The organism is Archangium violaceum, assembly GCF_016887565.1.
Classification (GTDB): Bacteria; Myxococcota; Myxococcia; order Myxococcales; family Myxococcaceae; genus Archangium; species Archangium violaceum_B.
Window position 1 is genome coordinate 2,940,306 of sequence record NZ_CP069396.1, and the last position, 14,121, is coordinate 2,954,426.

At 69.2% G+C, this 14,121-nt stretch carries 10 protein-coding genes; 5 read left to right on the top strand and 5 right to left on the bottom strand.

What is annotated here, in order from left to right; translation table 11 throughout:
• The first annotated feature begins 168 nt into the window (after positions 1-168).
• Positions 169-1,542, top strand: coding sequence for an alpha-amylase family glycosyl hydrolase (locus JRI60_RS12175; RefSeq protein ID WP_204226016.1), 1,374 nt, complete (start codon positions 169-171; stop codon positions 1,540-1,542).
• Between the two features lie 253 nt (positions 1,543-1,795).
• Positions 1,796-2,857, top strand: a complete 1,062-nt coding sequence (locus JRI60_RS12180) for a glycoside hydrolase family 5 protein (protein WP_239470473.1) — start codon at positions 1,796-1,798, stop codon at positions 2,855-2,857.
• Between the two features lie 21 nt (positions 2,858-2,878).
• On the opposite strand, the gene JRI60_RS12185 is transcribed toward JRI60_RS12180, so the two are convergent.
• Positions 2,879-4,279 carry an amidohydrolase family protein gene (locus JRI60_RS12185; RefSeq protein ID WP_204226017.1) on the bottom strand — a complete coding sequence of 467 codons (1,401 nt, stop codon included), beginning with the start codon at positions 4,277-4,279 and terminating at the stop codon, positions 2,879-2,881.
• A gap of 68 nt (positions 4,280-4,347) precedes the next feature.
• Here JRI60_RS12185 and JRI60_RS12190 point away from each other — a divergent pair, with 68 nt between their 5' ends.
• From JRI60_RS12190 to JRI60_RS12200, 3 genes are read left to right on the top strand one after another with little or no spacing between them, the layout of a single operon-like run.
• A complete protein-coding gene (locus JRI60_RS12190; RefSeq protein WP_204226018.1) occupies positions 4,348-5,685 on the top strand; it encodes a lysophospholipid acyltransferase family protein in 1,338 nt (445 codons plus the stop codon).
• A 30-nt stretch (positions 5,686-5,715) separates the two neighbouring features.
• Entirely contained in the window at positions 5,716-7,974 is a 2,259-nt protein-coding gene (locus tag JRI60_RS12195; RefSeq protein ID WP_204226019.1) for a hypothetical protein, read from the top strand.
• Complete coding sequence (locus JRI60_RS12200; RefSeq protein ID WP_204226020.1) at positions 7,974-8,786, top strand: arylamine N-acetyltransferase family protein; 813 nt, start codon at positions 7,974-7,976, stop codon at positions 8,784-8,786. The genes JRI60_RS12195 and JRI60_RS12200 overlap by 1 nt, the downstream gene beginning before the upstream one ends.
• 26 nt (positions 8,787-8,812) lie before the next feature.
• Here JRI60_RS12200 and JRI60_RS12205 read toward each other — a convergent pair whose 3' ends face one another.
• The 4 genes from JRI60_RS12205 to JRI60_RS12220 form a co-directional block, all read right to left on the bottom strand.
• Positions 8,813-9,883, bottom strand: a complete 1,071-nt coding sequence (locus JRI60_RS12205; protein ID WP_204226021.1) for an NADH:flavin oxidoreductase/NADH oxidase — start codon at positions 9,881-9,883, stop codon at positions 8,813-8,815.
• A 125-nt stretch (positions 9,884-10,008) separates the two neighbouring features.
• On the bottom strand, positions 10,009-11,268 hold the full coding sequence (locus JRI60_RS12210; protein ID WP_204226022.1) for a spinster family MFS transporter: 1,260 nt from the start codon (positions 11,266-11,268) through the stop codon (positions 10,009-10,011).
• Positions 11,265-12,194 carry a Ppx/GppA phosphatase family protein gene (locus JRI60_RS12215; protein WP_204226023.1) on the bottom strand — a complete coding sequence of 310 codons (930 nt, stop codon included), beginning with the start codon at positions 12,192-12,194 and terminating at the stop codon, positions 11,265-11,267. Before JRI60_RS12215 ends, JRI60_RS12210 begins: the two co-directional genes overlap by 4 nt.
• A gap of 68 nt (positions 12,195-12,262) precedes the next feature.
• A complete protein-coding gene (locus JRI60_RS12220) occupies positions 12,263-14,026 on the bottom strand; it encodes an ATP-binding protein (RefSeq protein WP_239470474.1) in 1,764 nt (587 codons plus the stop codon).
• Between the last annotated feature and the right edge of the window lie 95 nt (positions 14,027-14,121).

Sequence of the window (14,121 nt, forward strand, 5' to 3'; positions counted from 1 at the left end):
CTTAGCAGATGGCGGAACGGTGAAAGTTGGGGAAACACGGCGTCAACCGGCGCTGGAGGCGACTTGACACCTTGTCTGGCGTTCGCCTTCTCGCCCGCCCCTGTCCCGGGCATGGGGCACATCGGGCAAGCTTGAGACCCGGACCCGGAGTGCACATCCGTTCGGACCATGCACGGTCCTCTCGAGTCTTCTCCGCCCGCCTGGGTGCGCGACGCGATCTTCTACCACGTGTACCCGATGGGGGCCTGTGGCGCGCCCGCCACCAATGACTTCCGGAGCGCGCCCGTGGCCCGGCTCGATCGGCTCCTGCCGTGGCTCGACTCCTGGAAGGCCCTGGGCGTCACCGCCGTCTACCTGGGCCCCGTCTTCGAGTCCTCCTCGCATGGCTACGACACCGCGGACTACTTCCGGGTGGACCGGCGCCTGGGGGAGGAGGGCACCCTCGTCCACCTGGTGGACGAGCTGCATGCCCGGGGAATGCGGGTGGTGCTCGATGCCGTCTTCAACCACGTGGGCCGGGCCTTCTGGGCGTTCCAGGACCTGCGGGAGAAGGGACCGTCCTCGGCATACAAGGCGTGGTTCTCGGGCCTGCGCTTCGACGCACGCAACCGCTTCGGGGACCCCTTCGTGTACGAGGGCTGGCACGGGGTGGAGGACCTGGTGAAGCTGAACCTGCGCGAGGAGGCGGTCCGCCGACACCTCTTCGACGCCGTGGCCTTCTGGGTGGAGCGCTTTGAGATCGACGGTCTCCGCCTCGATGCCGCGGACGCCATGGACCCTGTGTTCTTCGATGCCCTCGCCACCTTCTGCGGGGGGCTGCCTCGGGAGCTCTGGCTGATGGGCGAGGTCATCCATGGCGACTACCGCGAGTGGGCCCGGCCCGGGAGGCTGCACTCCACCACGGACTACTCGCTGTGGAAGGCGCTGTGGTCGAGTCACAACGACAAGAACTACTTCGAGCTGGCCCACGCCTTGAAACGGCAGGTCGGTCCGAGCGGGATGTACGAACACCTGACGCTCTACACCTTCGCGGACAACCACGACGTGAACCGGGCGGCGAGCCTGCTGAAGGAGTCCCACCACCTCCCGCTGCTCTACCTGCTGCTCTTCACGCTCCCCGGCGTGCCGTCCCTCTACTACGGCGGTGAATGGGGGCAGACCGGACGCAAGGAGGGAGGCGATGACCGGCCGCTCCGGCCGGCCCTGCCCGAACCGCCAGGCCCGGCGAGCCCCCTGCGCGAGACGCTCACCCGTCTCATCACGCTGCGGCACCAGCAGGAGCTGCTGCGTCGCGGGAGCTACCGCGAGCTGGTGGTCCGCTCCGAGCAACTGGCCTTCGCGCGGGTGGACGCGCGCGAGTCTCTCGTGGTGGCGGTGAACGCCGCTTCGGCACCCGCGGAGATGGATGTGCCCATGACCGGGGCACCGGATGGCGAGTGGACCGACCTGCTGGAACCCGGGCGCCGGTTCCCGCTGCGCGGCGGGCGCCTCCTGCTCGGGGCATTGCCCCCGGCGTGGGGCCGGGTGTTGCGCCGGGCGTGAGCCCACCGGGAGCGGCAGTCGGCTTCATCTCCAGACAGTGGCCCCTACAGGAGTCCCGCTCGCACATCCCGGAGCGGGACTCCTGTCTTCTCGCACTCAAAGAAAGACATTCCATGGACAGGCGTTGATGGTTCTGGCTGCCCATGTTAGGGATCAGGACATCCCCAGGGGGGCGTGGGTCTTCCGTAACGATTCGGTGGACGTGTCTGTCATTCCGCTGGAGGACAAAGTGAAAAGGAATTCGTTTCTGGGTTTGTCGACGGAGCTGGCGTGGCTGCGGGGGCTGTGCGTGGCGGCGCTGCTGAGTGGGTGTGGTGCCCCGGAGGTCAACGTCGAGCCGGATGGGCACACGGAGACGGACAACCAGGGGCCCCAGACCCCGGGGAACGAGGAGCGGCCATCGGGGAACGACGAGGTCGATGTGGCTTCGCCCGTGGGTCTACACGGTCAGCTCAAGATCGTGGGCAACCAGCTCCAGGATCAATACGGAGCACAGGTCCAGCTCAAGGGCATGAGCCTCTTCTGGAGCCAGTGGGGCGGCGCCTTCTACAACGCGTCCGCCGTCAACTCACTGGCGGATGGCTGGAAGGTCTCCGTCGTCCGCGCCGCCATGGGGGTGGAGAACGGGGGTTATCTCACCAACCCGGCGGCGGAGAAGGCAAGGGTAAAGACTGTCGTCGACGCGGCCATCGCCAAGGGCATCTATGTGATCATCGACTGGCATGATCACAACGCCACCCAGCACACCCAGCAGTCCAAGGCTTTCTTCACGGAGATGGCCAGGCTCTACGGGAACAAGCCCAACGTCATCTTCGAGATCTTCAACGAGCCGGACGGCGAGTCCTGGAGCGAGGTGAAGACCTACGCCCTGGAGATCATCGGCGCCATCCGCGCCACGGGTGCGAACAACGTGGTGGTGGTGGGCACGCCGACCTGGTCGCAGGACGTGAACGTGGCCGCCGATAGCCCGATCACCCAGTATTCCAACGTGGCCTACACCCTTCACTTCTACGCGGGCACGCACAAGCAGTCCCTGCGCGACAAGGCCACGTATGCCCTGTCCAAGGGCATTGCCCTGTTCGTGACCGAGTTCGGCACCTGCGATGCGTCTGGGAATGGAGGGCTCGACCTCGCCGAGTCCCAGCGCTGGATGGATTTCCTGAACAACAACAAGCTGAGCTGGGCCAACTGGTCGCTCTTCGACAAGCCCGAGACCGCCTCGGCGCTCGTCCCGGGGTCGAGCACCACGGGCCCCTGGCCGGACTCGGCGTTGACCCAGTCGGGCGCCTTCGTGAAGCAGAAGCTGCTTCAGTAGCGTGGCACTCCCGAGGAGGCTCTACTCGGGAGTCACCCGCCCGCGCACCTGGACGCCTCGCCGCCAGACGGCGTGGATGCTCCGGGTGTTGCGGATGTCCTGGAGCGGATCGGAATCCAGCACCACCAGGTCCGCCACCATCCCCGGTGAGATTGCTCCCTGGTCCTTCAATCCCAACAGCGCGGCCGAGTCGCGCGTCGCCACGCGCAGGGCCTGGGCCGGTGTCAGGCCGGCCTGGGTCATCAGCTCGAGCTCGCGGTGCTCGGCGAAGCCGGGAATGCGCTGGGGCAGGGCGCCCGAGTCGGTGCCGAAGCCGAGCTTCACGCCCGCCTGGTGCAGGGCGCGCAGGTTCTCCAGATTGAGCGCCACCGCCTTCCGCGCGTTCGCCGCGCCCGGGCTGGCGAGTGTCTCGCGCCGCCACTGGGGTGAATCGAAACGCTGTTGCAGGGCCGGACTCACCGCGGCGCGGAAGAAGGGCTCGTCCATCCAGGCGGGGTGCTCGGCGTAGATGTAGTTCGCCTCGTCCAGGTTGATGGTGGGGATGTACCAGACACCCCGCGCCTTCATGGCCTGGATGAAGGCGTCGTCCACCGGCCGATCTCGCACCCCGTGGGCGATCACATCGATTCCCGCCTCGACCAATGCCTTGGCGTCTTCCAGGTCGTGGATGTGTGCGGCGGCCCGCAGGCCGTGGCGATGGGCCTCGTCGATCGCCGCGCGGTAGACCTCGGGGCTCAGCTTGGGCAGCCCGCCACTCATGCTGTCGACCCAGAGCTTCACCATGTCGACGCCTCGCGCGGCCATGTCACGCACCGCCTCGCGCGCGGCCTCGGCCGTTTCGGGACGCGCGACCTGGTCGTCCTCGAGGCCCATGCCTCGCGCCGGTGGCGCGCCCATCGGAGCGCCAATGCCGGGTCCGGCTCCATGGAGATCCGCGCCGCCGGTGTTGCGGATCATCTCCCGCCGCAGCGTGTAGAACAGGGGCGGGTTCAGGCCCAGCGAGTTGATGGTCGTCACCCCGTACTCGGCATACCGGGCCAACTGCCGGGAGATGTTCTCTCGGGTGTAGAAGCTCCGTCCCGTCTCCACGCCCGAGACGTTGCCGACGTGGGAGTGAGCGGAGATCAGCCCCGGGATGATCGTCCTGCCGGAGTAGTCGATCACCTGCGCGTTGGCTGGAACCTGAAGCGAGCCACGAGGCCCCACGGCACGAATGCGCTCGCCTTCGAGCACCACCGTTGCCGGGCCACTCAGGGCCTCGCCGTCGAAGACACGGGCACCCTCCAGGACGACCACGGGGGGAGGCGTGGCCGGGGCCGGGGCATGGGCACAGCCAACGACCGTGTGGAGGACGAGCACCGCGAGGGCACCCACCCGGATGGAGAGGCGAAGGGGTAGCGAAGAGGCGTCCGGTCGAACCATGCGGCCAGGATGTCCGCCTCGCACTCCTCGTGCAATGCGGGAGTCCTCGTCCGGTGTACACTGCGCGCGTGTTCTACAGCATCGTGCGTGCGGTCGTGGCCCTGGCGCTTCGGCTCTTCTACCGGGTGAAGGTGAACGCCCCTTCGGCCGAGCCCGAGGGCCCGGTCATGTTCGTGGGCAACCACCCCAATGGCCTCATCGACCCGGCGCTGGTCTTCATCCTCACGCGCCGTCACGTGACGTTCCTGGCCAAGGAGCCGCTCTTCCGGCTGCCCGTCATCGGCTGGCTGCTGAAGGGCCTGGGCGCACTGCCGGTGTATCGCAAGCAGGATGACCCCTCGCAGATGGGGAAGAACGAGGGGACGTTGGATGCCGCGCGCGGGGCGCTGGTGCAGGGGCGGGCCATCACCCTGTTCCCCGAGGGGAAGAGTCACTCGGAGCCCTCGCTGGCGGAGCTGAAGACGGGGGCGGCGCGCATCGCGCTCGGGGCGGCGAAGCAGGGGGCGCCGGTGCGCATCGTGCCGGTGGGCCTCACGTACGCGGACAAGCACGTGTTCCACAGTGAGGTGCTCATCGAGATGGGCACGCCCATCGAGGTGCGGGACTTCCTCCCGGCGGACGCGGCGGGAGAGGTGGAGTCGGTGCGCAAGCTCACCGAGCGCATCGCCGGGGGGCTGAAGTCCGTCACGCTCAACCTGGAGCGGTGGGAGGATCTGCCGCTCATCCAGCTGTCCGAGCAGCTCTATGCGTTCCGGCAGAAGGAGAAGGTGGACCCCGAGCGGCTGAAGCACTGGGCGCGGGGGCTTCAGATCTTCCGCGCCGAGCAACCCGAGCGCTTCGAGTGGATGCGCGGGGTGCTGATGTCCTTCCAGAGGCGGTTGGCCCTGGTGCGGGGAGACCCCACGGACCTGACGCTGGAGTACCGGACGGGACCGGTGGCGCGTTTCGCGCTGAAGAACCTGGCGCTGCTCGTGTTCGGGCTGCCGCTGTTCCTCACGGGGCTCGTGCTGTTCTACGTGCCGTACCTGCTGCCGAGGTGGGCGAGCCGGAAGGCAGAGTTGGACGTGCAGGCCACGGCGAAGTTCCTCACGGCGCTGGTGACGTCGCTGACGTGGTGGGCGGTGCTGACGGTGGGGGCGTGGCTGTGGCGCGGGCCGGCGCTGGGCGTGCCGGTGCTGCTGGGGGTGCCGCCGCTGGCGCTCTTCACCCTGTACTTCTCCGAGCGGTGGCAGGTGGTGCTGCGGGACGTGTCCGTGTTCTTCACGCTGGGGAGCCGGGTGCGGTTGAAGGCCCTGCTGCTCAACGAGGGGGAGCGCCTGGCGACCGAGGTGGAGCAACTGGCCGGGGAGTACCGGCCGCGTCTGGAGCAGCCCGTTGCGCCATTAGCTATGGTAGCAGGGCGGTGAGCCCTCGCCCTGGCGGGCACCGACCGCGACATGGACCCCGGCAACGACAAGTGGCCTGACTCGCTCCAGGCGCTCTACGAGCAGGTGGCTGGCGCCCTCCCCGAGGCGGTGCTGACCTCGCGTCCCCAGTGGGCGGAGCGGCTCGCCGAGTGGGTGCGCGCGGCCTCGCTGGACGAGCGCGAGACGGCGCAGGCGGCCGCCTGGTCCCGGTTGGACTCGGGCTCCCGGTCCCCCGGCGAGCTGCTGTTCCTGCTGGCCCACTGTGGCGAGCTGCTGTGGCCCTACTCGGAGCCGCCGAAGGAGCTGCTCCAGCGGTTGATCTCCCGGCAGGAGCAGCTCGTCCAGGCGCTCAAGGGCGGGGGCCAGGAAGAGGCCGTCGAGCCGCTCGTGCGCGAGGTGGATGCCGAGCTGTCCAAGGTCCTGACGCGCTATTTGAAGCGTCACCCCGAGGGGCTGGTGGACCTCGTGAGGGGCGTGCGCTGCACGTTCGACGGCAGGGTGCTGCGGTTCAACGAGACGGTGGAGCTGGACCTGAAGGTCCTCCTCGGCTCGGAGAGGCGCGCCATCGGGAGGCTCGACCAGCTGCGGGCGCTGCTGCCGCACCTGCGCGAGGGCCGCGACAAGCTGGTGGGGTTCATCCGGGAGCGGGCGGCGAAGATGCCCTGGCGCGAGTGCCGCGACCTGCTGGAGGAGAAGCTCTTCCAGCTGGTGGCCTCGCCCGAGGGGCGGAGTGAGCTGCGCGGCTTCCTGGGGTGCTACGCGAACGGGCGGCGCGAGACGCGCTGGTGCACGAGGGCGAGCCTGCTGCTCGCGGGGAATCTGGAAGGGGAAGGACCGCTGGCGGTGACCGAGAGCCTCTGTGAGCTGCTGGCGTACTTCGAGGCCCCCGTGGACGGCGTGCGAGGCGCGCTGCAGGCGCTGGTCGCCAGCATGCACGAGGACAAGGACCTGGAGCGGCACCGGCTGGTGGCGGACAAGTGCTGGGAGCGCGTGGAGCCCAAGGGCGAGCCGGGCCTGGCGCTCGTGCTGCTGTGGTTGGAGGAGAGCTTCTTCCGGGTGGCGCTGCGGCAGGGGGCGGCGGATGCCTTCGAGCGGCGGAACCGGGCCCGCGAGCGGGTGGGCGTGCTGCCGGTGGCGGAGACGCTGTACTGGCTGGCGGAGGAGTGCGCGGACCTGTGGCCGCGCGTGGGGTCGGAGCGCCGGCCTGGAGCGGACGAGCTGGCGGCCTGGCGGCAGGAGGTGACCCGGCGGCTCGCGAGGAAGCCGGTGCTGCGCAAGGCGGCGATCGAGTTCTTCCTGTGGTGCGCGCCGGACACGGCGGCCGCCGAGGCGGAGCTGGTGACGCTGTCGCTGGTGAAGACCTCCACGGATCGGCGGGTGCTGCGCCGTCTGGGCGAGCACCCTTCCACGCGCGTGCGGTTCCGTGTGCGAGCCATCAACGCCTGGCTCGCGGCCGGGCCTGAGGCGGCACCCGACCCGGAGACGCCCGCGACGCTGACGGGAGCCCTGCGGCACCTGAGGGCGGCGGGGACGGTGGGTCTTGGCGGGGGCCGGACGTGGCTGCGGGACAGGGACCTGGAGGAGCTGCTGCTGGGCGCGTTCAGCCGGGTGGAGCGGGACTTCTCCGCGCGCTACCCGGAGCACTTCCGGGAGGACGAAGCGCAGCTGGTCACGAGGCTGCTCGAGGACCTGAAGCGCGAGTTGGAGAGCATCCGCTCGGACCTGTCGATCCTGCTCTCGCAGGGGCAGCCGGTGCCTCTGGAGCTGGACCTCCAGTACCGGAGGACGCGGGAGCCCGTGGAGGGAGAGCCGGCACCGGAGAACCCGAGACCGGCTGGAGTGGAGCTGGCCTTCGTGCTGAAGGTGGAGGTCGACTCCTTCCTCACGACGAAGCGGGCAGTGCTGGTGCACACGAGGAAGCTGGAGCAGCGAGGGGCGGGGCAGTGGGCGCCGAACATCCGGCTCGCGCGGGAGCAGGTGGACGAGCTGCTCGGACAGAGCGAGTCCTCGTTCTGCCTGTTCCTGGTGCCGCCCTCGCTGCGAGCCGAGTGCTGGATGGTGCCCGCGCGGCTGGTGCGGGGCCTGATGGAAGCGCAGGACTCGCTCTCGACCGTGTCACGGGAAGGTGTCCAGCGGGTGGCGCGCTCCCTGGCGCAGTGGATGACCTACGATCTGCTGGGACTGTGGACCGGAGACGACCGGCCCGCCATGATGGAGCGCGCGGAGGGGCGCTCGGAGCGAGGCCCGGACTTCGTCGTGGAGGTCTCCATCCGCAAAGGGGGGCGGTAATGGACATCGGTCTGTATCTTCAGCGGTTGGGGTACGAGGGGCCTCTGACGCCCACGCGGGAGACCTTGCGCGGGCTGCAGGTCAGGCACCTCGAGTCCGTTCCTTTCGAGAACCTCGATATATGGAGCCAACGTCCCATCGTCCTCGACGAAGCGGCCTTCTTCGACAAGGTCGTCCGGGGCCGTCGCGGCGGGTTCTGCTTCGAGCTGAATGGCCTGTTCGCGGTTCTCCTGCGCGCGCTCGGCTTCCAGGTGACGTACCTGTCCGGGCGGGTGTCTCAGGACGGGCGCCAGTGCTCCGGTCCCGAGTTCGATCACCTCGTCCTGGAGATCGCCCTGGACGATGGGCCGTGGCTCGTGGACGTGGGCTTCGGTGATGGCTTCGCGGAGCCGCTGCCCATCGCGCCCGGGCAGTGGACTTCGGGTGGACGGATATTCCGTCTGGAACTGAGCGGGGGCCTTTGGACGCTCTCCAGGGAAGAGCCGGACGGGACGTGGAAGCTCCTCTATGCGTTCTCACGCGTGCCGAGGCGGTTGGAGCAGTTCTCGGAGATGTGCCGGTACCACCAGACCTCGCCCGACTCGTTCTTCCTCAAGAACCGCATCTGCTCGCGCATGACCCCCACGGGGCGGGTGACCCTGATCGGAGATCGGCTCCTCTTCACGGAGGCGGGACAGCGCGTGGATCGGACACTCGACACGCACGAGCAAGTCGAGCAGGTCCTGCTCGAACATTTCGGAATTCCTCGCGGGTCCCTTGCTTCACCCAACGGGCCGCCAGGTCTCCCAGGTGGTCTTCAGTCCGCCCGTTGAGTCCCGTGCTCGCCGATGCGCGCGCCTCAATCCTGGGCGCGCTCGTACTGCGGCGGCCAGGGCACCTTCGCGTGGAGCTCGCGCGCCGCATGCAGGGGCCAGTACGGGTCGCGCAGCAGCTCGCGCGCGAGGATGACCAGGTCCGCCTGCTCCGTGCGCACGATGTGGTCCGCCTGGAGCGCGGCGCGGATGAAGCCCACGGCGCCCGTGGCGATGCCGGCCTCCTTGCGGATGCGCTCGGCGAAGGGCGTCTGATAGCCCGGCCCGGCGGGAATCTTCACCCCGGGCACCAGGGCTCCCGAGGAGCAGTCGATGAGATCCGCGCCGTCCTGCTTCAGCAGCTTCGCGAGCGCCACGGACTCATCGAGGTTCCACCCACCTTCGGCCCAGTCCGTGGCGGAGATGCGCACGAAGAGGGGCAGATCCTCGGGCCAGCGCTTGCGCACCGCCTGTACCACCTCGCGGGTGAGCCGCACGCGGTTCTCGAACGAGCCGCCGTAGCGGTCGGTGCGCTGATTGGACAGGGGCGAGAGGAACTCGTGCAGCAGGTAGCCGTGCGCGGCGTGGATCTCCACCTGGCGGAAGCCCGCGGCCCGCGCGCGCTCGGCGGAGTCGACGAAGGCGCGGACCACGCGCTGGATGCCCGCTTCGTCGAGCGCCTCCGGCACCGTGTGCTCCGGGTCGAACGGGATGGGGCTCGGCCCGACGGGCTTCCATCCGTTCTTCTCGGTGGGGGCGATGGGCGCACCGCCCTCCCAGGGAGGTGCCGTGGACGCCTTGCGCCCCGCGTGCGCCAGCTGGATGCCGGCCACGGACCCGTGCTGGTGGATGAACCGGGTGATCCGCGCGAGCGGCGCGATGTGCTCGTCCTTCCAGAGCCCCAGGTCCTGCGGCGAGATGCGGCCGATGGCCTCGACCGCCGTGGCCTCGAAGATGATCAGCCCGGCGCCTCCGACGGCCCGGGTGCCCAGGTGGACGAAGTGCCAGTCGTTGGCGAAGCCGTCTTCGCTCGAGTACTGGCACATTGGTGAGACGACGATGCGGTTCTTCAGGGTCAACCCGCGCAGTTTCAGCGGGGTGAACAGCACACTGGCCATGGAGTCTCCAGCAGGTCGATGTCGGGCCGGGATGACCCGGCTCGGGCCTCGACATACCGGGATGCCCGGTCCATGTCCTGGTCTCTCTCTCGTTCCGTATCGCCGGAGACACCCGGCGCGGAGGCTCACGCCGTGACGTGCTTGAACAGCTTGCCCGCCATCAGGAGGGCGAGTCCGCCCAGCAGCACCGGGATGGCATTGAGCTCGATGGCGAAGCCCAGGCTGGACAGGTCGGCCAGCTTGCCGATGGCGGTGGGCGAGATGGCGTCACCCAGCATGTGGATGAACAGCACGTTCAGCCCCATGGCGAAGGCGCGGAAGGCCGGCGGCACGCCGTTGACGATGGCCGCGTTGATGGGGCCGCTGTTGAGGAAGATGAGGAACTGCGCCAGGAAGATGATGGCGAACATCGGCCCGAGCGCGTGCACCTTCACCGCCAGGAACATGAGCGGCGCGGCGAGCAGCAGCCCCACCCCCGACATGCGCAGGCCACCGCCGTGCATCCGCCGGTCCATCTTGTCGCCCAGCCAGCCGCCCGCGATCGTCCCGAGCAGGCCCGCCAGGGCGGTGACGGCGCCGGAGAGGAAGCCCGCCTTGTCCGCGGCCAGCCCGCGCTCGTTGACGAGGAAGGAGGGCAGCCAGAACGCGAGCCCTCCAATGGCGAACGTCATCAGCGTGTAGCCCGTCGTGGTCCACCAGAAGGGGGCGTTGCGCGCCAGCCCCTGGAGCCCCACGAGGAAGGGCAGCTTCGCCTGGGCCTCGGGCCCATCCATGGCCCCGCGCTCGGGCTCGGGCATGAAGAACGCCATCGCGCCCAGCACCAGTCCCGGCGCGCCGCCCACGAAGAAGGCCATGTGCCACGAGTAGGCCTCGCTCAGCCACCCGCCCAGCCCGTAGCCCGCGGCGGCTCCCACGGGGATGGCGATGTAGAAGAGGGACAGCACCCGCGTGCGCTGCTCGCGCGGGAAGAGGTCGGAGATGATGGACGGGGCCACCGCGCCGTACCCCGCCTCGCCGATGCCCACGCAGGCCCGCGCCACCATCAGCATGCCGAAGGTGGTCGCCAGCCCCGAGGCCCCCGTCGCCAGGCTCCACAGCACCACGCCCGCGGCCACCAGCCACCGCCGCTGGATGCGGTCTCCCAGGAACCCGCCCAGCGGAGAGGCCAGCATGAACACGATGATGAAGAAGCTGCCCAGCATTCCCGACTGCGTGTTGTTGAGCTGGAAGTCCTTCTGGATGTACGGCAGGGCCACCGTGACGATGTACCGGTCGAGGTAGTTGACCAGGTTGATGAGCGAGAGGATGAGCAGCGCGTAGTAACCCGAGCGCGCGGCGGTGGGGGCGGAGGAGTTGGGCGTGGCCACGGCGGAGGAGGTGCTCATGAACGGGTGGCTCCGAAGCGGTGCGCCAGCAGGCCCCAGCGCAGGCCTCGATCGCTCACGAGGCAGCGCTCGAGCCCGAGCGCACGCACGCCCTCGAGCAGGATGAGGGCTCCGGCGGGAATCACGTCCGCGCGCTTGGGCTGGAGGCCGGGCAGGGCCTGGCGCTCGGCCAGGGGCATCCGGCACAGCTTGTCCGCGAGGGCCTCCAGCTCGGCGCGCGAAAGGGTGCCGCCGTGCACGCGCGCGGAGTCATACGGGTCGATGGCGTGCTGGAGGGTGAAGAGCGTCGTCACCGTGCCGGCGATGCCCACCATTTGTGCGCCCGGAGGGCAGGGGGGCAGCGCGGAGAACGTCTCGCGCAGGTGCGACTCCACGCGGGCCCGGTCCTCGGCGGACAGCGGGTCCGTGCGCACGTAGCGCTCGGTCATGCGCACCGAGCCCACGTCGAAGCTGTGCCGGAAGGCCACGCGGCCCTGCGCGTCACCGTAGATGAACTCGGTGGAGCCTCCGCCGATGTCCACCACCACCAGCGGCCCGGCCGCGTCGCGCCCGAAGTCCGCGTACGCCGAGGTGAAGGACAGCTGCGCCTCCAGCTCGCCGGAGATGATGTCCACCGTCACCCCGGCGCGGTCCCTGGCCGCCGAGAGGAACTCGGCGCCGTTCTCCGCGTCGCGCGCCGCGCTGGTGGCGGACACGGCGATGGCCTCCGCGCCCAGGCGCCGCGCCTGGCTGGCGAAGTCGGACAGCACCTGGAGTGTGGTCTCCATGCCCTCGGGCGACAGGCGGCGGCTCTTGTCCACGCCGCGGCCCAGACGGGTGATCTCCGCGCGCTCCTCCACCGCTTGGAAGCGGCCATCGGGCAGGCGGTCGGCGACGAGCAGGAGGACCGAGTTGGTCCCCACGTCGATGGTGGCGTAACGAGGCATCCGCCGAGTCTACCCAGCGCGGCGGCGCCTCCAAAGCTTCCGCCAGCCGCTGGGACTCCGGGTACGGGTCACGGCCCCTTCATGGGCAACTCCAGGGTGAACGTGGCCCCCTGGCCCGGACCCGGGCTGGTGCAGGTGAGCCGGCCCTTCATCTCCGTGGCGGTCAGGGCGCTCATGTGCAGCCCGAAGCCGTGGCCGGTCTTCTTGGTGGTGAAGCCCAGGGTGAACATGCGCGGGAGGTGCTCCGGAGCGATGCCCTGGCCGTTGTCCGCCACCTGGATGAGCAGGTTCTTGCCCTCGGGCGAGGGCTGGACGCGGATGGTGAGTCGCTTGTCCCGCTGCTCGCTCTCGAGCAGCGCGTGGCGGGCGTTGCTCAGCAGGTTGACGAGGATCTGCAGCAGCTTGTGCCGGTCGACGAGGATGGGAGCGAGCTGGGCATAGTCGCGCTCGATGGCGATGCCCAGCCGCTCGAAGGAGATGGCGTGCAGGCGCAGCGCCTCGTCGATGAGCTGGGGAATGGAGAGCTGCTCCTGGCTCCCGGCGACGCGCGCGTGCTTCTGCTGCATGCCGATGATGGACTTGATGTGCTCGACGCTCTGGCTCAAGGCGCGCACTTCCTGGCTCATGGCGTCGCGCTCCTCCTGCAACTGCTGGGACAGGGCGAAGAGGTAGGCGGGCAGCTTCTGCCCCTGGGGATCGGTGGTGAGGAAAGTGCCCAGCTCCGTGGTGTGCTCGCGCATCAGGCTGGTGGCCCTGGCCAGGCCGGCGACGTGCGACTTGCGCAACGTGTCGGCCAGCACTCCGGTGGAGACGTTGATGCTGTTGAGGGTGTTGCCCACGTTGTGGAGCACCCCGGTGGCGATCTCCGCCATGCCCGCCTGACGGGAGACATCCATCAGGGTGCGGTGCATCTCGCCCATGCGCGACTCGGCTTCCTTCCGGGCGGTGATGTCGCGGGAGACGATCGTCACGCCGGTGATCCGTCCACCCGCGCCGCGGATGGGGCTGAGGCGGATGTCCAATACGTAGTGCCCGGCGCCCGCCTCGTACTCCTCTTCGAACCTCATGCGCTGACCGGAAAAGGCCTGGACGATGCGCTGCTCCCAGAGCCGGATGTTCTCCGGCGTCATGGGGATGGGCAGGGGCTGTCCCAGGACGAGCTCCTGGCCGTAGCGCTTGCGGTACATCTCCCGCAGGGCCGGGTTGGCGGTGAGCAGCCGCCCCTGCAGATCGATCGAGGACAGCATGTCGTCGGTGCTCTCGAAGACGCTGGACAGCTTGCCTTCATTGTCGCGCAGCTCATCGAGCGTGCGCTCGAGCCTCTCCTGGGCCTCGTCCCTCTCGGTGCCGTTGAACGAGCTCAGCGCCCAGGCGCCCAGCAGGGCGAAGGAAGCGAAGAGGTGCATCGGCCAGTAGAACGGGTCCGGTGGCGAGACGCCCCCGCGGCTGACTTCCACATGGTGGAGCGGACGGAGGATCCCCAGTCCCAGGATGAGGAGGAGGGTGATGAACAGCCCTCGGCGAGGCCCGAGCAGGTACACCGAGAGCGCGGCCAGCATCATGTGCACGGCGTGCGTGCTGGCATAGGTCGTGCCGTCGAGGCTGAAGGCGCCGGCGATGAACGCCACCGACATGCCCAGGCACAGGAGCGTCGCGGGTGTTGTCAGAGAGGTGGCCCTGCGTGTCAGCGCCAGTGTTCCCAGATAGAGCAGCAGCGCCACCGAGCCAACGGAGGCGCTGGTCACCGAATGGGGGGCCGCCAGCAGGAACAGCAGGGTGAACGGGGCCATGATGCAGGCCGCTGCCATCATCACCCGGGAACGGGCGTGCACCAGGGGGGAGGTCCGCAGTTCCTCCGAGAGGAACGAGTCCAGTCGTGCCGCCAGCCACGAGGACAGCCCGCTGCGTACCCCACCACGCTTCTCGG